The 22,289-nt window shown below is 36.7% G+C and carries 20 protein-coding genes; 16 read left to right on the forward strand and 4 right to left on the reverse strand.

Features of this window, described 5'->3' with window-relative positions; genetic code table 11:
• The first annotated feature begins 90 nt into the window (after nucleotides 1-90).
• The 4 genes from ABXH06_RS06245 (at nucleotide 91) to ABXH06_RS06260 (ending at nucleotide 3,055) form a co-directional block, all read left to right on the forward strand.
• Nucleotides 91-495, forward strand: a complete 405-nt coding sequence (locus ABXH06_RS06245; protein WP_353517638.1) for a hypothetical protein — start codon at nucleotides 91-93, stop codon at nucleotides 493-495.
• Between the two features lie 207 nt (nucleotides 496-702).
• Nucleotides 703-1,605 carry a DUF2971 domain-containing protein gene (locus tag ABXH06_RS06250; protein ID WP_353517639.1) on the forward strand — a complete coding sequence of 301 codons (903 nt, stop codon included), beginning with the start codon at nucleotides 703-705 and terminating at the stop codon, nucleotides 1,603-1,605.
• Nucleotides 1,606-1,738: 133 nt separating this feature from the next.
• Nucleotides 1,739-2,290, forward strand: a complete 552-nt coding sequence (locus ABXH06_RS06255) for a hypothetical protein (protein WP_353517640.1) — start codon at nucleotides 1,739-1,741, stop codon at nucleotides 2,288-2,290.
• Between the two features lie 66 nt (nucleotides 2,291-2,356).
• Nucleotides 2,357-3,055 (forward strand): RDD family protein, encoded by a 699-nt coding sequence (locus ABXH06_RS06260; RefSeq protein WP_353517641.1) that lies wholly within the window; start codon nucleotides 2,357-2,359, stop codon nucleotides 3,053-3,055.
• Between the two features lie 66 nt (nucleotides 3,056-3,121).
• Here ABXH06_RS06260 and ABXH06_RS06265 read toward each other — a convergent pair whose 3' ends face one another.
• Complete coding sequence (locus ABXH06_RS06265) at nucleotides 3,122-4,129, reverse strand: XdhC family protein (protein WP_353517642.1); 1,008 nt, start codon at nucleotides 4,127-4,129, stop codon at nucleotides 3,122-3,124.
• A gap of 299 nt (nucleotides 4,130-4,428) precedes the next feature.
• Between ABXH06_RS06265 and nirB the strand changes: the two genes are divergently transcribed.
• From nirB to rlmA, 6 genes are all read left to right on the forward strand, one after another.
• Nucleotides 4,429-7,035 (forward strand): nitrite reductase large subunit NirB, encoded by a 2,607-nt coding sequence (gene nirB / locus ABXH06_RS06270; RefSeq protein WP_353517643.1) that lies wholly within the window; start codon nucleotides 4,429-4,431, stop codon nucleotides 7,033-7,035.
• A gap of 28 nt (nucleotides 7,036-7,063) precedes the next feature.
• Nucleotides 7,064-7,399, forward strand: coding sequence for a nitrite reductase small subunit NirD (nirD, locus tag ABXH06_RS06275; protein ID WP_311575975.1), 336 nt, complete (start codon nucleotides 7,064-7,066; stop codon nucleotides 7,397-7,399).
• Between the two features lie 155 nt (nucleotides 7,400-7,554).
• Nucleotides 7,555-8,043: a MarR family winged helix-turn-helix transcriptional regulator gene (locus tag ABXH06_RS06280; RefSeq protein WP_311575978.1), complete on the forward strand. Its 489-nt coding sequence runs from the start codon at nucleotides 7,555-7,557 to the stop codon at nucleotides 8,041-8,043.
• 542 nt (nucleotides 8,044-8,585) lie between these two features.
• Complete coding sequence (gene glnD, locus ABXH06_RS06285; RefSeq protein ID WP_353517644.1) at nucleotides 8,586-11,174, forward strand: [protein-PII] uridylyltransferase; 2,589 nt, start codon at nucleotides 8,586-8,588, stop codon at nucleotides 11,172-11,174.
• A gap of 151 nt (nucleotides 11,175-11,325) precedes the next feature.
• Nucleotides 11,326-12,132 (forward strand): exodeoxyribonuclease III, encoded by an 807-nt coding sequence (gene xthA / locus ABXH06_RS06290; protein ID WP_353517645.1) that lies wholly within the window; start codon nucleotides 11,326-11,328, stop codon nucleotides 12,130-12,132.
• Nucleotides 12,133-12,182: 50 nt separating this feature from the next.
• On the forward strand, nucleotides 12,183-12,998 hold the full coding sequence (gene rlmA, locus ABXH06_RS06295; RefSeq protein ID WP_353517646.1) for a 23S rRNA (guanine(745)-N(1))-methyltransferase: 816 nt from the start codon (nucleotides 12,183-12,185) through the stop codon (nucleotides 12,996-12,998).
• A 438-nt stretch (nucleotides 12,999-13,436) separates the two neighbouring features.
• On the opposite strand, the gene yfbV is transcribed toward rlmA, so the two are convergent.
• Nucleotides 13,437-13,862, reverse strand: coding sequence for a terminus macrodomain insulation protein YfbV (yfbV, locus tag ABXH06_RS06300; protein WP_353517647.1), 426 nt, complete (start codon nucleotides 13,860-13,862; stop codon nucleotides 13,437-13,439).
• 156 nt (nucleotides 13,863-14,018) lie between these two features.
• Between yfbV and ABXH06_RS06305 the strand changes: the two genes are divergently transcribed.
• The 6 genes from ABXH06_RS06305 (at nucleotide 14,019) to ABXH06_RS06330 (ending at nucleotide 20,384) form a co-directional block, all read left to right on the forward strand.
• Entirely contained in the window at nucleotides 14,019-15,215 is a 1,197-nt protein-coding gene (locus ABXH06_RS06305) for an acetate kinase (protein WP_353517648.1), read from the forward strand.
• Between the two features lies 1 nt (nucleotide 15,216).
• A complete protein-coding gene (pta, locus tag ABXH06_RS06310; RefSeq protein ID WP_311575997.1) occupies nucleotides 15,217-17,340 on the forward strand; it encodes a phosphate acetyltransferase in 2,124 nt (707 codons plus the stop codon).
• Nucleotides 17,341-17,827: 487 nt separating this feature from the next.
• Nucleotides 17,828-18,202, forward strand: a complete 375-nt coding sequence (locus ABXH06_RS06315; protein ID WP_311576000.1) for an ACT domain-containing protein — start codon at nucleotides 17,828-17,830, stop codon at nucleotides 18,200-18,202.
• 7 nt (nucleotides 18,203-18,209) lie between these two features.
• Nucleotides 18,210-18,554 carry an ArsC family reductase gene (locus ABXH06_RS06320; protein ID WP_311576003.1) on the forward strand — a complete coding sequence of 115 codons (345 nt, stop codon included), beginning with the start codon at nucleotides 18,210-18,212 and terminating at the stop codon, nucleotides 18,552-18,554.
• Nucleotides 18,554-19,693, forward strand: coding sequence for a succinyl-diaminopimelate desuccinylase (dapE, locus tag ABXH06_RS06325; protein WP_311576006.1), 1,140 nt, complete (start codon nucleotides 18,554-18,556; stop codon nucleotides 19,691-19,693). The genes ABXH06_RS06320 and dapE overlap by 1 nt, the downstream gene beginning before the upstream one ends.
• Nucleotides 19,694-19,703: 10 nt before the next feature.
• Nucleotides 19,704-20,384, forward strand: coding sequence for a M15 family metallopeptidase (locus ABXH06_RS06330; protein ID WP_353517649.1), 681 nt, complete (start codon nucleotides 19,704-19,706; stop codon nucleotides 20,382-20,384).
• A 299-nt stretch (nucleotides 20,385-20,683) separates the two neighbouring features.
• On the opposite strand, the gene ABXH06_RS06335 is transcribed toward ABXH06_RS06330, so the two are convergent.
• Nucleotides 20,684-21,472: a M48 family metallopeptidase gene (locus ABXH06_RS06335; protein WP_353517650.1), complete on the reverse strand. Its 789-nt coding sequence runs from the start codon at nucleotides 21,470-21,472 to the stop codon at nucleotides 20,684-20,686.
• A 158-nt stretch (nucleotides 21,473-21,630) separates the two neighbouring features.
• A complete protein-coding gene (locus ABXH06_RS06340; RefSeq protein ID WP_311576013.1) occupies nucleotides 21,631-22,233 on the reverse strand; it encodes a hypothetical protein in 603 nt (200 codons plus the stop codon).
• Nucleotides 22,234-22,289 lie beyond the last annotated feature (56 nt).

A 22,289-nucleotide genomic window follows, 5' to 3' on the forward strand; every position in this document is an offset into this window, starting at 1 on the left:
CCACAAATTTCAATGAAACTAAGTTGAGAGAAATTTCTAATAACATTAGTATTTCTCTCAACCACTTATTCAAATCCCCTGAGAATAATCATGTTAAAAAACCTTGAAGACACCATCAACAAACGGTGCTTAATTGCACTGAGTTACTTTAGTGTCGATAATAAACCGCTCAAGCAAACCTTATTAGCAGGCACTGTTAAATCTGTTGATAAGGAAATGGGCATTACTCTGTCATTATTTGTAGAAGAAAAAGCACAACCTAATGATGTTAAAAAAGCGCTACCAGAATTTATTTTACCTGCTAATTTATCTTGTTGGTTTAATGCACCCAAAGGTACCTTTACTACCAGTAATGCAGAGATAAAAATCGAAAACCCTGATTTTTTAATTACATGGGATATTTACCAAACCAAAAAACCTAAAGACGCTAAAGAAGAAGGTGAGCAACAATGGTGGGAATGGCACCCAAGAACAGCGCCACCACAAGTAAATTAAACCTAAGTTAGCTTTCATGCTAAAGGCTGAAAGCTTATTTACCTTTTATTCTTCCTTTTATTCTTCCTTTAATCACACCATCATAACGAAACACCTTAAGTAAGTGCTTTTATAAGTTATTGATAAACATTAACTGTTCACGTATTGTATTTTTATATCAATAATAAAAATGGAAAGTTTTCTGCGATGATAGAGGGAATTTTCCCTATGATTAAGCTGTTAGCTTTACAAGGATTACAGATGCTTTATCACTATACGAGTCTTGATGGACTAATTGGAATTATTAATGGCAATAGTGTTTGGGCTAGTCACTGTAAATACTTGAATGACTCTACTGAATATATTCATGCTCTAAATGCTCCAATTTCACTATCTAATAACATCTATATGGATGATGATTATTTGTCGACATTTGGATTTTCTATTCGTAAAGCTTTAGATGACATGAAACATAATGATGTTTTTGTTTCATCGTTCAGCGAAAAACCTGATTTATTAAGTCAGTGGAGAGGTTATTGCTCACCAGGAAAAGGGGTTTGTATTGGCTTTAAACGTGAAGTTTTAGAAGCATTTTGTAAAGATAATGGCTTAAATTTGAATAAGTGTATCTACAATGAGGATGAACAGTTTCAAAAGATGAGCGCGTTGATACAACAATGCCAAGCTGAATTTCCTAAGCCTGCCGTTAGTAGAGAAGATTACGATGCTTTTGATAGCAAAGGCAGAGTAGATTATGAATTAAATTATCAGAAATATGTCACAAAAGGTGATGGAAAAAATCAAGCAGATGCCGCTTTAAATAATTTATGTAATTCAATAACTAAGTTAGCTCCTTTATTTAAAGACGTTGGTTTTCATGAAGAATCTGAATGGAGAATCACCGCTGAAAACCCTACTTGTTCAATCAATTTTCGAGCAGGAATTAGTCATTTGATTCCATATATTACATTATCCATTTTAAGTTTCTCTAAAGATGCTATTGGTGAAGTTATTATTGGCCCTAACGCAAGTTCACATAATTGCTCTAATTCAGTGTCTATGCTGCTTAATTCAGCTGGTTTCAATGGTGTTAATGTTAGAACATCAAAAATCCCATTCAAGAGTTGGTAAAGCTAACAAGGGTTTTCAAGTCGGACAAATTACAGTTGGCTGTTGTTCGTATCTCACACATTTTAGCCAACTATAATTTGCCGCTTAAAACGGCGTTAGGAGTACTTGCAGAATGGAGTCATAGCAAAAATTATTGCACCCTAAAATATTGAAGCGAAATTTAATAACCGCCTCTCTGTATTTATCTGCCTACGAAGTTTGTAAAAAAAGCATTATTGAAAAACCAAAAACTTTCTTCTCTGATGGCATTATGGAAAAAAAAATCAATGAAGATGAATATAAAAAAGAAGTGAGATCTTTAGCTAAATCACCTTTAGACGCTACATTGCTGTGGTTTAAGTCTAACGGGGCTATTGATGATAAAGACATAGAGGGATTTAAAAAAGCACGTAAGCTAAGAAATGATATAGCCCATGAATTACCGTTATATATTTCAGAGTCTGATCGTAATATTGATCAAAGTGCTTATGAATCACTATTAGAAGTAACACATAAAATTGGTGTTTGGTGGGTAATAAACTTTGAATTACCAATAAACCCAGATTACGACGGTCAGGAGATCGACGAGAGTGAAATTAAAACAGGTACTATTTTAATGTTACAAATGATCATGGATATCGCATATGATAATGAACCTGAAGAGGGATATTATTATAAAAACGCAGTTGAGCGCATGAACTTATAACAATTAAGCGGGACTGCTATCAGCCCTTTATTTGGGCATTATGCACTAATGGAGAAACTCTAGCTAATGGATTATCAACTAAACTTTTCTGAATTTACTTACGATGAATTACTAGATGCTGAAAAGCACATCGATAAGGATGCATACCCTGAAAGATATGAAACAGTAATAAAACTTTTAAATGATCCTAATCATTTGCCTGTAAGTAAAAATCAGGAAGTGGAAAAAATTGAAGTGAGTAAATATTCTACTTTCTGGCCGAGGTTTTGGGCCGCTTTCGTTGATGGCTTAATTTTTATGGTCATTTTGTATGTTGAGAGTTTATTATTTGGATTTGAATATAACCAACAAGATAAACTATTGCAGGCTTTTAACGGTCTACAATTAGCACTTTATTCAATGTTTATGCATGGCCTTTGTGGTGGTCAAACTTTCGGTAAAATGGCATTAGGCGTAAAAGTACTAAATCACTCTGATGAACTAGATATAGATCTCAAACAAGCTCTGAGAAGAGAGTCAGTTAACCTTGTTATCAATATATTATCTATATTTTTTATTGTTGCTATTGCGTCATCCCTGGAAGTTTCAGGTACTTTATCTTCGTTTATTACTTATGGAGTAATAGTCTTTGGTGTTCTTGCAATGGTTTGGGCTATCTCAGAGTTTGTCACAATGTTGTTTAACGATAAACGCAGAGCACTTCATGACTTTATTGGCAGGACAGTTGTAGTTCGTACACAACAAGAGACGATGTACCAGAACTAGCAGAGTCTAAGCAAAGGGGGACAACTTTGCCCCCCATATCTGTCGGTTTACTAAACCATCCGCACATTATTTTCGTAACGACTGTTCTAAATAACGCCTTTCTTGGATAACATGTGCCAGTACAGAGATAGCAATTTCAAACGGCGTTTTACTGCCAATATCAATGCCTACAGGTGAATGCATTTTGTTGAGTAACTCAGGTTCTTCAACATAATTAACCAATCTTTCTCGGCGTTTTGTACAGGTATTTTTTGAACCGATTGCACCAATATAAAATGCTTTCGTCGATAAAGCGTCTACCAGCGCAAAGTCATCTACACGAGGGTCGTGAGCAAGCGCAATAATGGCATTGTTTTCATCGCTAAACTTCTCATTAATAAGTTTCTCTGGAGAGTCATTATATACTGCAACATTTTGAACTTGCCAGTTACGAATAAACTCTTCACGGTGGTCCCACACTGACACGCTAAAATCTAATGATTGTGCTAACTCAGCCACACAACGAGCAACTTCACTCGCGCCAATCAGCAACATTTGGTATGCAGGACCCATTACATGTTCTACATAAACGCCCTCTTTATTCTCTGGATCAAAGCGATTAATACCTCTTTGAATATTGCTCTCTAAAAGCGTCATTTCTCCCGAATAAACATTGACCTTTCTACCAATAATTTCACGCTTATTCAAAAAGTAATCAAGTTTTGAAAAATGTTCAAGCGTTACTGAACTGGCGTGCAAATGTTCAACCAACACATGAAGTTGGCCACCACAAGGCAATACAAACCTTGCCTGTTCTTCTTGAGAGCCGCCATAGATCATTTCAATAGGATATTGCTGATGATTTTTATCTGTAAGCAAAGTACCTTGTTGCATTTTCTCCAGTAAATCTTCTTCAATACAACCGCCAGATAACGTGCCAGCAACACCATATTTTTTACAATACGCCATTAACGTACCAGCAGGTGTCGGCGAAGAGCCCCAAGTACTGGTAATGGTACATAACCAAACGGGTTCATCTTCTTTCAACCATTTCAAAACACTTGAAACAACATGGCTATGACTTTGTATTTGCAAACTTTTATCCCTCAATTTTTATTTTAATCGTCGATTTTTTACTAGTTACTTTCTTTTTATGACATAAGGAGTTTAATCATATCTCACGTTCTCATACTTGCACATCAATAGTGCGAATTGCGTTCAAGCTAGTGCAATAATGCACTAAAACTCACGCCTAAAATTCATAACCCTTTATATAATAAGGTTTTTATTAACTGGCATTGCCTTTGCTCTGTTAAATAAAAACATAAAGTTAATGTGTAATACATCTCTCTTGTTTTGCATATAACGTTAATAAAAGCCGTAGGAAGTATATTATGAGTTCAAACGCACAGACTCAATCGAAAACATTTTCTAAAAAGAAACAAAATGTTGTTGTCGTCGGTAATGGTATGGTTGGCCATCATTTTGTCGAACAACTATCCCAAGACGACAGCTATCATATAACGGTGCTTTCCGCAGAGTCTAGACTCGCTTACGACCGCGTACATTTATCTGAATACTTCTCAGGAAAAACAGCTGACGATTTAGCGTTAACAACACCTGAAAATTATCAAGAATTAGGCGTTGAGTTTCATTTAGATGCAAAAGTAACTGATATCAATAAAATAGATAAAACCGTTACTACTGAACAAGGTCATAGCTTTTCATATGACAAGCTTATTTTAGCAACTGGCTCATTCCCATTTGTTCCTCCTATTCCTGGTAAAGAGCGCGAACACTGTTTAGTTTATCGTACTATTGACGATTTAGATGACATTCAAGCTTCAGCGAATCAAGGTAAAATAGGTGTTGTAGTTGGTGGTGGTTTATTAGGCTTAGAGGCGGCTAACGCGCTTAAAGAATTAGGCTTAGAAACACACGTTGTTGAATTTGCCCCTCAATTGATGGGCATTCAGCTTGACCAGTCTGGAAGTGCCCTGCTTAAAAAGAAAATTGAAGATCTTGGCGTAACTGTTCACACCGAAAAAGCGACAAAACAAATTGTAGATGGCGAATCTGCTGTACACCGCATGGAGTTTGCGGACGGCAGCCATTTAGAAACCGATTTAATTTTATTCTCTGCAGGGATTCGTCCATACGATAACTTAGCGCGTGAATTTGATATAGAGATTGGCGAACGCGGCGGTATTGTTGTTAACAATCAATGTCAAACATCAGACCAAGACATTTATGCCATTGGCGAATGTGCTTTATGGAATAACTTTATTTTTGGTCTTGTTGCACCTGGTTACACCATGGCTAAGGTGGCCGCTAGTCATATTCAAGGCGGTGAAGAAAGCTTTACTGGCGCTGACATGAGTACCAAATTAAAATTGATGGGCGTAGAAGTTGGCTCTATCGGTGATGCTCACGCAAAAACACAAGGCGCACAATGCTTTACTTATCAAAATGATCGCGACGGTGTTTACAAAAAGATGGTGGTTAGCCAAGACGGTAAAACATTATTAGGAGCTGTTTTAGTTGGTGACACGAGTGAATACGATGCTTTATTGCAATACGCGTTAAATGGCATTGAATTACCTGACAATCCAGATGCTTTAATTTTACCAAGTAGTGGTGGTGAAAAGCCAACCCTAGGTGTTGACTCCCTCCCCGACTCTGCAACTATTTGTTCATGTTTAAACGTAACGAAAGGCGACATTATCGCAGCAATTGATTGCGGCGCGGTTGATGTTGGCGATGTAAAATCATCAACGAAAGCCAGTACTGGCTGTGGTGGTTGTACCGCCTTACTAAAAAATGTTACTGACAGCGAACTCGCCAAACGTGGTGTTGAAGTCAGCACTGATATTTGTAATCACTTTGCTTATAGCCGTACTGAGCTGTTTCATATCATCAAAGCGGAAAAAATTAGAAACTTTGATACCTTAATTGAAAAACACGGCTGTGGCGTCGGTTGTGAAATATGTAAACCGGCCGTCGGCTCAATATTAGCGTCAATCTGGAATGATTATATTTTGCAAGACGATCATTTACCGCTTCAAGACACTAACGATACTTACTTAGGCAACATGCAAAAAGACGGTACTTATTCAGTTGTACCGCGTATGCCAGGCGGTGAAGTAACACCAGATAAACTTATTGTTATTGGTGAAGTTGCCAAAGAATATAACCTATATACCAAAGTAACCGGTGGTCAACGTATCGATTTATTCGGTGCTCGCATTGATCAATTACCTGCTATTTGGGAGCGCTTGATTGCGGCGGGAATGGAAACAGGCCATGCCTATGGTAAATCGCTACGGACAGTAAAATCATGTGTTGGAAGCACATGGTGTCGTTATGGCGTACAAGACAGTATGTCAATGGCGATACGATTAGAAAACCGTTACAAAGGTTTACGTTCACCTCATAAAATAAAATTTGCTGTATCAGGTTGTACTCGTGAGTGTGCTGAAGCCCAAAGTAAAGATATTGGTGTTATTGCAACAGAAAATGGTTGGAATTTATACGTCAGTGGTAACGGTGGTATGAAGCCAAGACATGGTGATTTATTTGCTACAGATTTAGACGATGAAACCTTAGTTAAATATATTGACCGTTACTTAATGTTTTATGTTCGCATGGCGGATCGCTTACAACGTACTTCTGTTTGGTTAGAAAGCCTTGAAGGTGGTCTTGAGTATATGCAAAAAGTCGTGATTGATGATCATTTAGGCGTTAACGATGAACTAGAAAAACAAATGGAAGCCGTTGTTGCTACTTATCAATGTGAATGGAAAACCACCATTGAAAGCCCTGAGCAATTAAAACGTTTCCGCCAATTTGTTAACTCAGATAAAACCGATTCAAGTATCCAATTTATCACCGAACGTGAACAAATTCGTCCAGCTACTTTGGAAGAAAAAGCCGCATCAGGCTTATTAATTGACACCGTAACGTTAGAAAGCGTTTCAACTCAACAAACAGAACCCGCTTAACTTTACTATTAGGATTGGAGGAGTAATCATGACAGCGAATAAAAACTGGCAAACCATTTGCCATAAAAATGACTTAGTTAAACATTCAGGTATTTGTGCCCTACTTGAGAATGACCAGCAAATTGCTATTTTTCAAACAGCTGATGATCAAGTTCAAACAATCAATAACTGGGATCCAGCGGGTAAAGCAAATGTTTTATACCGTGGTATAGTTGGCGATTATAATGGCGAGTTATTTGTCGCCTCACCACTTTATAAAGAACGCTTTTCTTTACAGACAGGTAAATGTTTAGATAATGAAAACCTCGCCGTTACTCCTTATCAAACGCGAATCATAGATGATAGCGTGCAAGTATTTGCTTAGTTTGAACAGATCATATCAATAATCAATAGTGAGTTTTGGCTCACTATTTTTTGTTTACAATTTGTTGTTTTTTTATTTCTACATTCACGCACGTTAATTCATCTTGAACACTTTTATGGTACTCTTACGAAAAATAACGACAGAAAACGTTTGCAATGGAAAAATATGAAGAATTGCTGATCTCAATCCGTAAGGTTATTCGCGCGATTGACTTGCATTCAAAACAATTAAATAAATTATCAGGACTCACAGGTCCGCAGTTGCTGATCATGCAAGAAATTGCACGAGTTAAAGGCGTAACAGCAAGTCAAATAGCCAAACAAATTAACTTAAGTGCTGCAACCGTAACCAATATATTAGATCGCTTGGAAAACAGAGGTTTAATTGAAAGAGTACGTAGTTCTGAAGATAAACGCCGTGTGAGTTTATTTTTAACGGATGATGGTCGAAACTCATTAATTGATGCTCCGCAGCCCTTACAAGAACATTTTATTCAAAAATTCTGTAGCTTAGAAAATTGGGAGCAATCGCTTTTACTTTCTTCCATGCAAAGAATCGCTTCTATGATGGATGCTAGCGAGCTTGATGCTTCTCCAGTGCTAGAAATAGAACCTATGCACATGAGCTCTGAAAAGAAAGATTAAACTCTTTCTTTTCATTCTTTTATTCTTTTCATTCTTTTTTATTCAAGTCAATTTACTCACTTGTTGGCACAGTCCGAAAATTCTCAATCGGTTAAAGCACTTGTTATTCATCACAAGTGTTATTCATAGAAAATATTTATCACTATATAAATTCACTAGAACTCTAAACAATTTTTAAATGGCCGTTTAGCTGTTATATTTATTCTTTTGTTAGAATTCGTGTAATCGTGGTAATTAAAAAAGTATATATTAAGCCGTGAAAAACTGTTGCTTTTAATACAAGACAGTCTGAGCATCGCAAAAATCCCCTTGAGTTATTCTCTGCTTAACTACCATATAATCAATCTCTATTGAGAAAAATGCTTAGAGTTGATACTATTGAGTTGTTTTTATAGATAAATATCTGCATCGAGCATCAATTCGCAATTTATTTCATCAGCTTAATTTCACGCATGAATAGCTGTGTTACGAGGAATTAGATGTTGAGTTGATTTATCCAATAGATTAAACAATATTTAAATAAAAAAGTATTAAATACATTTATGAACTCACTTGTTAATATCGACCTTTCTTGTTCAACGGCAATGAAAGCTTACTTGTCAGAGCAACAACAAGTATTTGAAGAGCGTTTCTTTGATACCTCCATAGAAACCTTACAAAATCAGCGGGCCATTTTATTTGATGATTTATTGATTGGACTATGGAAACATTATCAACTTGATACCATTGAAAACCTTTCGTTAAACGCCGTCGGTGGCTATGGCCGACAAACCCTCCACCCCAAATCAGACATAGATATCTGCATCTTATTCGACAAAGCCATCGCTAAAACTCAAGAAGCAAACTTATCCGCTTTTTTAACTCGTTTATGGGATTTAGGGGTTGATATTGGGCATGCGGTGCGTTCGCTGAAAGAAAATATTCACGCAGCAAAAAATGATATCACTATTGCCACTAATTTATTAGATATCAGAACCTTAGTTGGCCAACCGAATCACGCGAAACATATGCTTGAAGTGCTATATAATAATAGTTTATGGAATAGCGAAAAGTTTTGTCAGCATAAACTTCAAGAACAAGATGACAGACACGATAAAGCAAAAAATACGGCTTTATATTTAGAGCCCAATATTAAAAATAATCCGGGCGGTATGCGAGATGTTCAAACCATTATTTGGATAGCTCGTAAGCACTATAATGTGCCAGACGTACAATCATTAAAATCCCTTGGTGTGCTTAAATCTGATGAATATTACGAATTGATCGAATCATATGATTTTATTTGTCGTATTCGCTGGGCATTACATATGGTGTCTAATCGTGCCGAAGAAAAGCTACTGTTTGATTACCAATTAGAAGTCGCCAAATATATGAAATTTGGTTATGGCGACAACGCTCAACTTGCCGTTGAAAAAATGATGCGTCAACTTTTCAGAGCCATGACCCGTATTCAAGAGCTCAATCAAATGATGATTGGCGTATTCAAACGTGAAGTGTTTAGCGTGAATAAAAATGACTCTAAATCCATTGATTTAGATGAAGGTTTTATCCTTGCTAATAATATGATCAAAGCAAATTTTGACGAGATATTTCTCAATAAAGCCAATGTATTACAATTATTTAAATTAATTGCCGAGTATGACCAGATAAAATATATTGCCCCTGAAACTTTAAGACTGATCCGTCAAACACGCAGGCGATTATTAGGGGAATTACAAGACTATCAAGAATGTCGAAAAGTGTTTATTTCAATCATTAAACATAAAAACGGCTTAAAACGAGCATTTAGTTTGATGCATCGCTATGGCATTTTAGCCGCTTATTTTCCTCAGTGGAAAGCCATTGAAGGGCAAATGCAGTTTGATATGCATAATGCTTATACCGTTGATGAACACGCCTTTAAGCTTATTCAGTGTATTGATAGTTTTGAAATAAATAAAAAAAATAAAAATTTAATCAACAGTATTTATAAACCCTCTTCTCATAAGCATATTTTAGTCATTGCAGGTTTATGCCATGACTTATCAGGCAAGCAATCTCATGAAACCAACGAAGTTAGTGCTATCCACGCGAAAGAGTTTGCGTTATTACACGAGTTAAAAAAATCGGAAGTTGATTTGATCCATTGGATTGTTGAGCATCAAGACCTACTTGTTTCTACGACGCAAACTCTCGATATTGCCGATCCTGAAGTGATCAAAAAAGTCGCGAAACAAGTTCGTACAGAATCAAAGCTTAATGCCCTATACTGCTTCACCGTCGCTGATTTAATGGCAACTAATGATGAAGTCTGGAATGAATGGCAAGAAAGCTTGTTAAACGATTTGTATTTATCTCTTAGGAGTGCCTTAAAAAATGGCATTGAAAATGTTTTTGAGCAACGTACCGTAATTCGAGAAAATAAAACGGAAGCCTTAACTGAATTACTCGCAAAAGGCTATGATAACGCTCAAGTTAAAACACTGTGGACGACCCTTCCTTCCAGTTTTTTCAGTTCAAATCAATTACATGAAATTGTCGAATTTACGGTTCAAATCCTCAACAGCGACTCAGTTGAACAAGCCGTGTCTATTTCAGATGACTCAAATTTAGAGTGCAGCAATTTATTAGTCTACGCCGATGATAGAAGTATGCTGTTTGTTGATATTTTTAATACACTGTCGTTATTAAAAATTAATGTCAAAGAAGCTCAACTTCATAAAACGAAAGATAATAAAGTGTTGGAAGTAATAAAGATTCTTGATCATAACGGTGAGTCTATAGCTGATCCATTTCGTATCAAGAAAATTATTAGTCGTGTTGAAGAAGTGATTTCAGGCGTTGACGTTGTTAAAAAACCTTCCAGCCCAAGGTTTGTTAAAAACTTTGAAAACACTCCTGTGATCGAGTTTTTAGCGACACCTAAACCCAATAAAACCTTATTAAGAATTAATGCTCTTGATGATCCTTTATTTATTGAAAAAATTTGTAATGTTTTCAAACATCAGCAACTTACCATTCACTCAGCGAGAATGAGTACATTAGGTGAAAGTTCAGAAAATGTGTTTTCTATTTCGTCCAAAGATAATGAAGCAATCTCACCAGAAGGCAAACAAGAATTAGCCGCTTTATTAATCAATAAAATAGCTTAAATCATTAAGGCTTATGCTTTTTACCTTTACTAAATGCGTGTTCGCTCATTAAACCTCGGCATATCACGCATTTTCATTTTTCTCTGTTTTCAATCATGGTATTATCGCAAAAATATTATTCTCACTTAGTTCACCTCTAAAGGTTTTTTCGATGAAAATCATCTCTTTTAATATAAATGGCCTTCGTGCTCGCCTGCATCAATTACAAGCAATTATCGATAAACATCAACCCGATATTATTGGTTTACAAGAAATTAAGGTACATAACGACGCTTTCCCCATTGAAGACGTTGAAGCGATGGGTTATCACGTATATTTTCATGGTCAAAAAGCGCATTATGGTGTTGCTATGCTTTGTAAAAAAGAGCCAACAAAAGTGCAGTACGGTTTCCCTACAGATAATGATGAAGCACAAAAACGCATGATCATGGTTGATACCATCAACGAACAAGGCGAAAAAGTTACCGTGCTTAATGGCTATTTTCCTCAAGGAGATAACATTGCTCATGAAACAAAGTACCCATACAAACGCCAGTTTTATAAAGATTTAATGACTTATTTAAACGAAAACCATAGCCCTGAAGATAACGTGGTTGTTATGGGAGATATCAATATTTCTCCTATCGATTTAGATATCGGCATTGGCGAACCGAATAGAAAACGCTGGTTAAAAACCGGGAAATGTAGTTTTCAACCAGAAGAACGCGAATGGTTAGCTACATTAATGAACTGGGGTTTTAAAGATACGTTTAGACAATTACACCCAACCCGTGAAGAGCGCTATTCATGGTTTGATTATCGTTCACGTGGTTTTGACGACAATAGAGGTTTACGTATTGACGTGGTGCTTGCGACTGAAAAATTAGCAGCAACCTGTATTGAGTCAGACGTAGATTATGAACTCCGTGGTATCGAAAAACCGTCAGATCACGCGCCTATTTGGTCGACATTTAAATAACCTAAAGTACAGAGCAAAGGGAGAATAGATCACTTCTCCCAAATAACATTATGACGCAAAACCCGCAATATCAATGCCCTATCTGTCATCAAGCGCTTTTGTTAAAAGCGAGAACTTTTCGTTGCCCACAAAATCATTGTTTTGATCTCGCCAAAGAAGGCTATGTCAATTTATTACCGGTGCAATTTAAACATTCTAAAGAGCCTGGTGATAATAAAGCGATGGTTAATGCCCGTAGAGCTTTTTTAGAACAAGGCTATTATCAGCCTTTACTAAATAAGCTCTTAGATATTTATCACACTTATGGACAAAAAACGGCGAATCTATTTGATGCAGGCTGTGGCGAAGGTTATTACACTCACCAACATAAAACCGAAGAAAACACAGTCTATGGTATTGATATCGCAAAAGAAGCGGTAAAAAAAGCCGCCAAAAAGTATCAACAATGCCATTTTAGTGTCGGCACTTTGTCGCAATTACCTTTCGAAGATAACTTTTTTGATTGGATGATTTCAATTTACGCACCTATCTTAGAACAAGAGTTTACCCGTGTCCTTAACAAGCAGGGTTATTTTTTAACGGTTACGCCTGCTCAACGTCATTTAATGGAATTAAAAGAAAAAATATATCAAGAAGCAAAAGAGCATGATGTTGAACGACAACCTATTGAAAAATTAAGCTTAGTTCATCAAGAAACTTTATCTTACTCGATGCAGTTAAAAACAGGTGACGATATTTTAAATTTATTGTCGATGACTCCTTTCGCATTTAAAGCCAGTGAACAGGTAAAGCATCACTTAGCACAGTTACACAATTTTCAATGCCAAGCCGACTTTCTTATTTGCCTATATCAAAAGAACTGTTAAGTTCTGCGCTATCTTTACTTAGGCTATTTAATGATCCAACGATTCTCGGAAAGCAATAAACTCTTCATAGAAAACAGCGCAGTTTCGGCAATTTTCTTCTCCTTGATAGTGTTTTTACTATAGTCTTTTATTTCTTTGGTAGATTATTTTCTGTCGATATTACTCAAAATACTCACCCAATATTACAAACGCTATTTTCTCGCTTATGGCGCTATGGTGATCTTAGTCGAAAATGGCTTGTTTAATTTCAATATACTCACTTAGCAACAAAATGTCTTAAGCACAGCTATCAGTGCAGCATTATATTTCCTTGTATCTTTTATATTTAACCCAAAAAGAACAGTTAACCCTGCATCATTGACAACAAAAAAAAAGCGTTAATCTCAATAGATAAACGCCTTTTAAACTTTTCAAAAAATGTAATTTTATACAGAATATTTAAGAGCTGTGGTGGGCTCCAGAATAACTAACATTGAGTAATTTAGCTAAATCGAAATAACGTGGTTTTTGCACAGAAAGCTTAATATTGCCTCCGCTTTGATTAATTTTAGCCACGCCTTCTTTATACCAGGTTGCTAATGCAGGAGGTAAGAATTTATCGGCTTTTACACCTAACATGACTAACGCTTGAACGGGAATACTTAAAATAAAAAAAGCATAAACAATTGATTGTGGTAATTGTTGAATACCACCTAAATAAAGTTGCATGATAAAAACGAATAAAGCTACACCGGGTAAATAACGGCATACTAAACGACTGACTTGAATAGCTCGGTACTCTTCAAAATAACTCGCTAATTCAACTTTTTCTGGCCAAAGCTGTTTGTACTTCTGACCTAACTTGATAATTTCTACTACATTCATAGGCGCACACTATAACAACTATTAATTAAAAGATAGTATAAACTTTTTACATAGTCTAAATAAAACCCAAGAAAATAAAAATATTGTAGTAAGTCAAACTTATATAAATTAAAAGCGTCTATACTCTAATTACCTTACTTAAATCCCTTAAAATAGATGCAAAACAATATATTAGTAATTAACTGTGGTAGTTCTTCTTTAAAGTTTTCATTAATGAATCCCGTCAATGGTCAAATCATCCTTGCAGGCCTTGCTGAGTGTTTATTAACAGCAGAAGCGGTTATTACCATCAAACATCAAGAGAAAAAAATATCCATAGCCTTATCTGATCCTTTTGATCATGAAGTAGCAATAAAGTTTTTAGTGGACTATTTAACCGAACATCAATTGAAAAAAAGCGTTTATGCCATTGGTCACCGTGTTGTTCATGGCGGAGAAAAATACAGTCAGCCGACGTTAATTGATGAAGACGTTAAAATCAGTATTGAGCAACTATCAAAGCTCGCCCCTTTACATAACCCTGCTAATTTACAGGGGATACAGGCAGCCGAAAAAGCATTTAAACAAACACCACAAGTTGCAATTTTTGATACAGCATTTCATCAAACTATGCCTAAGAAATCGTATTTATATGGTTTGCCCTATCATTTTTATCAAGATCATGGCATCAGAAAATACGGCTTTCATGGCACAAGTCACTACTTTGTTTGTAAAGAAACCGCCACCATCCTTAAAAAACCAATAGAGCAATGCAATATTATTAGCGCACACCTGGGTAACGGATGTAGTGTAACAGCCGTTAAACAGGGTAAAAGTGTTGATACCAGTTTAGGCCTAACCCCGCTTGAAGGGGTCATGATGGGCACACGCAGTGGCGACATCGATGCCGGCGTAATTTTTCATCTGGTGGAGCAACTCGGCTATAGCCTAGAAGAAGTGAATAATATCCTAAATAAAAAAAGTGGCTTACTTGGCGTTTCACAATTAAGCAATGATTGTAGGACAATAGAAGAAGCGGCCAGTAATGGCAATGTACAAGCAACACTCGCACTTGAAATATTCAGTTATCGTATCGCAAAAAGTATTGCGTCTTTTACCTGTAATTTCACCTCGTTAGACGGTTTAATTTTTACTGGTGGCATTGGTGAAAACTCTATGTTCATTCGCTCATTAATTTTATCGCAACTTGCCCTGCTCAATTTCCATGAAGATAAACTTGCCAACGAAACCATGCGATTTGGCAAACAAGGCAATATTGCTCAAAGAAACTCGACTCCTTGTTGGGTGATCCCAACAAACGAAGAATGGGTTATCGCGGAACAAACCTATCAACGATTAAATCAGGAGCAATAAGATGAGTCGACGTATCATGTTAATTCCCGTTGGTTTTGGGGTTGGTTTAACCAGTGTAGCTTTAGGTTTAATGCATGCATGCCAACAAAAAGGCATTAAAGTTGGGCACTTTAAACCAATCAGCCAACCTTCAAGAAACATCCTACAAAATAAAAATCACGTAGTGAGCCTGTCTCAAAATACTAGCTCGATACCTCTAAGTTATGTTGAGGAACAAATGGGTGAAGGACATCATGATGTGGTACTTGAACAATTAGTGGCGAATTTCGACCGTTTCAGTAAAGATTATGACTTAACCATAATAGAAGGTTTGATCCCAACGACACGCCAACCATATGCAGGAAGAATTAATAGAGACGTTGCACAAACCTTATCTGCAGATATTATTTTAGTAGCGTCCCCGGATAATGACTCTCCAGAAGAATTTGAAGATCGCATAGAAATGAGTGCAGGAACCTTTGGCGGTATTAAAAATAAGAAACTCATTGGCTGTATTATCAATAAAATTAACTCTCCTGATAAAGACGAATTTGGCCTTTTACCAAGAGAGCACGAATTTACACATGACACCAATAGTGTTGACTGGCAAAACTTAGCCATCTTTAATGCAAGAAACTTTGACTTACTCGGCAGTATTCCTTGGGAAATGGATCTCATTGCTCCAAGAGTTATCGATATTTGCGATTATTTAGAAGCAAAAGTGATCAATGCTGGTGATATTGATCATCGGAGAGTTCGCAGTATTAGTTTTTGTGCTCGTAGTGCGGAAAATTTGATGAGTCACTTACAACCCAGTCGCCTTATTGTGACACCTGGCGATCGAACAGATATTATCATTGCAACCTGCCTTTCTGCTATGAATGGGACGAAAGTTGCAGCGTTGTTACTGACGAATGGTTATCAACCTAACGAACAGGTGATGCAATTATGTAAACAAGCTTTTCTAACCGGCCTTCCCGTACTTTCTGTACCATGGGATACGTGGCAAACATCTCGTTACTTAATGAATTTTAATCCTGAAATTCCACAAGATGATTGTCAGCGCCAAGACCGAGTTAAACAATATATCGCGGATAATATATCTCCTCAATGGTTAACTGAATTATCAAATCAAGCAACAGAACTGGAGAAGTTTTCGCCGCCAGCATTTCGCCACAAATTAACTGAATTAGCTAAAAGTGCGAATAAATTAATTATTCTACCTGAAGGCACCGATGTACGAACAATTAAAGCGGCTGCAATTTGTGTTGAACGTAATATCGCTCGATGCCAATTATTAGGGAATAAAGACACGATTCGCACGATTGCCGAACAACAAGGTATCATGTTACCACCGGGCTTATTAATTACAGATCCAAATACAATCAAAGACAACTATGTGGCGCCTTTAATGGAACTGAGAAAACACAAAGGGCTCACTGAAGTTGTAGCTAAACAAGAGCTCAATGATAACGTTGTACTTGCCACTATGATGTTACAACTCGGTCAAGTCGATGGTTTAGTCTCCGGCGCCGTTAATACGACCGCGAATACAATTCGCCCTGCACTTCAACTAATAAAAACCGCGCCCAATAGCAATTTAGTCTCATCGATCTTTTTTATGTTGCTACCAGATCAAGTGTTGGTTTACGGCGATTGCGCCATTAACCCAGAACCAAATGCCGAGCAGTTAGCCGATATCGCTATTCAGTCTGCTGATTCGGCTAAAAGCTTTGGCATTGACCCTAAAGTTGCGATGATTAGCTACAGTACCGGCAATTCAGGCAAAGGAGCGGACGTTGAAAAAGTGATTAAAGCAACCGCTTTAGTTAAAGAGCGTCGGCCAGATATAATTGTTGATGGTCCATTACAATATGATGCTGCCATTATGGAAAATGTTGCCAAGAAGAAAGCCCCTAATAGCCCTGTTGCCGGTAAAGCAACGGTTTTTGTTTTCCCTGATTTAAATACCGGTAATACAACGTATAAAGCGGTACAGAGATCAGCCGATTTAGTCAGCATTGGTCCCATGCTTCAAGGCATGAAAAAACCAGTAAATGACTTATCACGCGGTGCATTAGTTGATGATATTGTTTACACCATTGCTTTGACAGCGATACAAGCCAACAACATTAATAGTGAGTGACAAATAATATACATTTGTTAGATAAAACATGGATTATCGGCTGTTTAATCTAAGTTAACTAGAAAATTCAACTAGGTTAACGAACATTAGTTTAAAAGTGGTTATTTAACCTGATCTTATTAAAAATTTGTTGACAAATTAACTAGACAAAAAACGAACGACCATTAAAACCTTTAAAAATCAACAGACTGAAAAGATAAACAACAGTTGCTCACAATGATATCCACAGCTTTTGTGGATATCATTTTTTATATTAATCAAGCCATTTATTCTATTTGTTTAAGATTTAAGCTAAATAAATAACGAGATTTAGCAAATTTACTGTTAAGTGCTCTTATTTGATCGTTTTTCTTGATTTTTAAATTTAAACACATCCAACTTATCGAACAATATAAGAGATAAATCAGCTGGGCTCTCTAGCGTTATCTCCTTGACAACGGTATAGTAACTAACACATTAATAATTCAGTAATCTGTTATTTAAATTTATGCTTACATTAAAATTATTAAAAGAAAATTTTTCCATCCATAGCTTGGCTGTTGATAGTAAAATTCCAGCGAAAGTGTTTGATGCGCCAATCTATTTTATTGGTAAAACATATGATGAAGTCTCTATTGTTTTACCTAGTTCAATTCACATTGACAGTGAAGACGTTGAATCAGACTGGCAAGCGCTTGAAGTAGTCGGTCCATTAGATTTTAACCTAACCGGTATTTTATCCAGCATTTCTACCGTACTCGCCAATGAAAAAATCAGCATATTTGCCATTTCAACATTCGATACCGACTATATATTAGTCAAAACGAACAAAGTAAACGATGCCGTAAGCGCATTACGTAAAAACCATTACCAAATAATATAAGAAGCCAATGACAACTCTCTACGGAATAAAAAACTGCGATACGATCAAAAAGGCCCGTAAGTGGCTTGAAGAGCAAGCAATACCTTATCAATTTCACGATTTTAAAACTGATGGTTTAAGCCATGAGCTACTCAGTGAATTTGTCAGTAAAAGCGACTGGCAAATATTACTCAATAAACGCAGTACTACGTTTAGAAATCTCAGCGATGAAATAAAAGAAAATTTAACCGATGACGTGATGTTTAACGCGGTGTTAGAGCAACCAACCTTGCTAAAACGTCCGTTATTATCACTTGATAACACTATACATATCGGCTTTAAAAAAGAACAATACCAAGAGTTATTTGCCTAATGAGTCAATCTACATCACCGGTAATTGAATTAACAAAAACACTCATTTCCCGAAAATCAGTCACGCCAATTGATGCCCAATGCCAAGTATTAATGGCTGAGATGTTAGCAAAATCAGGTTTTGCTAACGAAAGTATGGTCTTTGAAGATACAACAAACTTATGGTCAAGACGAGGCAGTGAATCCCCTGTTTTTTGCTTTGCCGGTCATACTGATGTTGTTCCCGCTGGAAATCTTGATAGTTGGAATACACCGCCCTTTGAACCCACGATAAAGGATGGCATGTTATACGGGCGCGGTGCAGCAGATATGAAAGGTAGTTTAGCGGCAATGTTAGTGGCCACTGAAAAATTTGTCGCGGAACATCCTGATCACAAAGGCTCAATTGCCTATTTGATCACTAGTGATGAAGAAGGCCCTTTTATTAACGGCACTACACGCGTTATTGATACGTTAGAAGCGCGTCATGAAAAAATTGACTATTGTATCGTTGGGGAGCCTTCTAGCACTCATGAAATTGGCGATATCATTAAAAATGGACGTCGAGGCTCTATTTCAGGAGAGTTAACCATTAGAGGTAAACAAGGTCATGTCGCTTACCCTCAACATGTTATTAACCCTATTCATAAAGCTATGCCTGCTTTAGCTGAATTGAGTAGCACTCATTGGGATCATGGCAATGATTATTTTCCAGAGACCAGTTTTCAATTATCAAATATAGAATCTGGCACTGGCGCAACCAACGTGGTACCTGGACATTTAACCGCATTATTTAATTTGCGTTTTAGCACAGAGCTAACCTTTGAAAAAATCGTCGATAAAGTCAATGAAATATTAACTAAGCATGATCTTGATTACGACATAAAATGGACATTTAATGGCAAGCCTTTTATAACAGAACCTGGTATTTTTATTAATGCTGTCAGTACTGCAATAGAAAACGTCACGGCCCGTAAAACCGAACTATCGACCTCTGGAGGTACATCAGATGGTCGCTTTATTGCACCAACAGGTGCTGAAGTGATTGAAGTAGGTCCATGTAATGCGACAATCCATCAAGTAAATGAATCCGTTAAATGTGCTGATTTAGAGGCGTTGGTGGATATTTATTATCAAACGTTAGTGCACGTTTTAACATAAGCTGCGCAAAATGAATATTGAAAGTTTAACAGGACAATCTGATCAACATATTCATTGGCTCTCTGCCAATACAGGCATTCACCAACACGTTATCGAACCTTGGCAAAAGCTCTGCGCTGCTGCTGAAAAACAAGGGTTTGAGTTAACTATCGCCAGTGGTTTTCGATCATTTGATCGCCAATTGGCGATTTGGAATAAAAAATGCCTTGGTCAACTTGATATTAAAGATATTGATAACAAACTTGTTGATCTCAACCGCCTTAGTGATGATGAAATCATTGAGGCTATACTAACTTTTTCAGCCTTACCTGGTGCTAGTCGCCATCATTGGGGCACAGATGTAGATTTTTACGATAAGAGTGCTTTAACAGCAGAACAATCAATACAGTTAGAGCCTTGGGAATATCAAAAAAATGGCCCTTTTTTTGCCCTAACGCAATGGCTGAATCAACATGCAACTAGTTTTGGTTTTTATTTTCCATATGATAAATACCGAGGTGGAATTGCCGCAGAGCCTTGGCATTTATCCTACTACCCTATTGCTGAAAATTGTCAGAAACAATTTACACAAGAAAAGCTTTATCAATGCCTACAATCAAGTGACATTCAACTTAAAGCAAAAATATTAACGAAATTAACCGTCATATATAACCAATATATTACTAACATCGGACACAATTACCATGGATAGCTGGATTGCCCCAACCATTATCATTATTGCTTTAGTCCTTATAATCGGTAACTTTAGTACTTTTCAAAAAAGTGCCAAAACCCCACTTCGCAAAAAAAGCCTGAACGACTTAAAAGAAACACTGCCAAGAAGTCATAAAACTGAGCATAAAATGAAGACCATACCGAAAAAGTAAGTCATTTAGCCTTATATCATTTATCACGCCCAAATTACCTAGATAGCTGCCTGTAAAAACAAAGCCTTAAGCGTAATACTTAAGGCTTTGTTGTTCTAGACGTTAGTTTAGTTTGAGCATAAATTTAAGGTTTTATACAACTAGGACGACTCTTGCTTTGATATAATTTATTAGCGGTCGTTAAATGTTGAGATAAATCATCAATTCTTGTTTGATTTGACGGATGCGTTGATAAAAACTCTGGCGGCGCCCCCTTAGATTGTTTAGCCATATTCTGCCATAAAGCAATAGCTGCTTTGGGTTGAAAGCCAGACCTTGCCATTAAGTCTTGTCCAACAATATCAGCTTCACTTTCATGCATTCGACTATAAGGCATTAGAAATCCATACTGTGCAATGGCCATTCCTGCCATTAACCAAGTTTCTTTATTTTCAACGCCTTGTTGCGTCAATATTGCACTGCCGGCTGCAGCACCAATTTGTGTTAATTGATTAGAAGATAGTCGTTCATTTGAGTGACGTTCAATCACATGAGCCACCTCATGACCTATAATCGCCGCTAATTGATCTTGATTTTCGGTTACTTGTAAAATTCCGGTGTAAACACCTATTTTTCCGCCTGGTAAGGCAAAAGCATTCACTTGCGGTGAATCGAAAGTCACAACTTCCCAATCACCACTATGAGCAGATTTTGGAACATGTTTTATTACTGCATTTGCTACACATTGAACATATTGATTAGTTTTTACATCGGTACTAATTTTTTCTTTTTGTTTTAACTCTTCAAATGAAGTTATTCCCATTTTGCTTAGTTCACTATTAGAGAATAAGGTGATTTGATTACGACCAGTAGAGGATTTGGCGCAACCCGTAATAGTGAAGATGATTAAGCAGATTAATAATTTTATTTTCACAATGAATCCATATAATTAGAAGTTAACGTCTTTATTTTAGAAAGTATTTCAGAAAATTTCGAGGCAAAAATGGTTATATTTCCTCGGCAACTAATACTTCAGTCATAATCAGCATAAAGCCTGACGTGACAAAACAGTATGATTAGCACAATTTTTGATTATTTAATTAAAGCGGTTTTGTCTTTAGCCACGCCAAACACATCTTGTGACTTAAAGCCAAGCGTGACATGAAAGTCTTTATTTTGAAGTAATAATTTTTGACGTAAAAATTGCCCGTCCGGTGAACTTGCAACAACAAAGTAAGCGGTATTGTCACCTTGGCTAACTCGGCCTAAGCCATGTAATTGTACGCGTATTTTTTGATTAACAATTGCCTTTTTATCTGCTAAGGCTTGATATTCGTACGGATTAACTAAAGTTACATGAAATGAGTTGTGATCTCTGGCGCTTTGATGTCTACGATAAACGTCAAATTCATCAGCTAAAATCACCTGCATTTTATTAAGGTACTGTTCAATATCGGCTTTATTAACTTTGCCTGCTAAATATTTCAAGCCTGTACTATCAGACAATTCTTGTATTTCAAGTACCAACATCTTTATATCATCCATTTGATATTTCGCTTGTTCAATGGCTCGTAGAGCACGTGCGTGTCCAGGACGAACATGAATAGGCTTATTTTTAATTTCTGCTTGCCCATTACTATCATTTGGCGCTTTCTGTAAAATAGCAGCATGACTTTCTTGTGTGACAAGTGTCATTTCTCCGACAAAGTTTGCATGCGTGATAAATGAACAAAATAATAGTGAAGATAATG

Source organism: Thalassotalea sp. SU-HH00458 (assembly GCF_040362795.1).
GTDB lineage: Bacteria > Pseudomonadota > Gammaproteobacteria > Enterobacterales > Alteromonadaceae > Thalassotalea_H > Thalassotalea_H castellviae.

Bases quoted from the DNA above. Each gene is read 5' to 3' on its own strand.
- ABXH06_RS06260 (WP_353517641.1), top strand. From the start codon at position 2,357: ATGGATTATCAACTAAACTTTTCTGAATTTACTTACGATGAATTACTA.
- ABXH06_RS06340 (WP_311576013.1), bottom strand. From the start codon at position 22,233: ATGACACTTGTCACACAAGAAAGTCATGCTGCTATTTTACAGAAAGCG.
- nirD (WP_311575975.1), top strand. From the start codon at position 7,064: ATGACAGCGAATAAAAACTGGCAAACCATTTGCCATAAAAATGACTTA.
- pta (WP_311575997.1), top strand. From the start codon at position 15,217: ATGAGTCGACGTATCATGTTAATTCCCGTTGGTTTTGGGGTTGGTTTA.
- ABXH06_RS06305 (WP_353517648.1), top strand. From the start codon at position 14,019: ATGCAAAACAATATATTAGTAATTAACTGTGGTAGTTCTTCTTTAAAG.
- ABXH06_RS06245 (WP_353517638.1), top strand. From the start codon at position 91: ATGTTAAAAAACCTTGAAGACACCATCAACAAACGGTGCTTAATTGCA.
- ABXH06_RS06250 (WP_353517639.1), top strand. From the start codon at position 703: ATGATTAAGCTGTTAGCTTTACAAGGATTACAGATGCTTTATCACTAT.
- nirB (WP_353517643.1), top strand. From the start codon at position 4,429: ATGAGTTCAAACGCACAGACTCAATCGAAAACATTTTCTAAAAAGAAA.
- xthA (WP_353517645.1), top strand. From the start codon at position 11,326: ATGAAAATCATCTCTTTTAATATAAATGGCCTTCGTGCTCGCCTGCAT.
- ABXH06_RS06280 (WP_311575978.1), top strand. From the start codon at position 7,555: ATGGAAAAATATGAAGAATTGCTGATCTCAATCCGTAAGGTTATTCGC.
- ABXH06_RS06315 (WP_311576000.1), top strand. From the start codon at position 17,828: ATGCTTACATTAAAATTATTAAAAGAAAATTTTTCCATCCATAGCTTG.
- yfbV (WP_353517647.1), bottom strand. From the start codon at position 13,862: ATGAATGTAGTAGAAATTATCAAGTTAGGTCAGAAGTACAAACAGCTT.
- ABXH06_RS06330 (WP_353517649.1), top strand. From the start codon at position 19,704: ATGAATATTGAAAGTTTAACAGGACAATCTGATCAACATATTCATTGG.
- rlmA (WP_353517646.1), top strand. From the start codon at position 12,183: ATGACGCAAAACCCGCAATATCAATGCCCTATCTGTCATCAAGCGCTT.
- dapE (WP_311576006.1), top strand. From the start codon at position 18,554: ATGAGTCAATCTACATCACCGGTAATTGAATTAACAAAAACACTCATT.
- glnD (WP_353517644.1), top strand. From the start codon at position 8,586: ATGAACTCACTTGTTAATATCGACCTTTCTTGTTCAACGGCAATGAAA.
- ABXH06_RS06320 (WP_311576003.1), top strand. From the start codon at position 18,210: ATGACAACTCTCTACGGAATAAAAAACTGCGATACGATCAAAAAGGCC.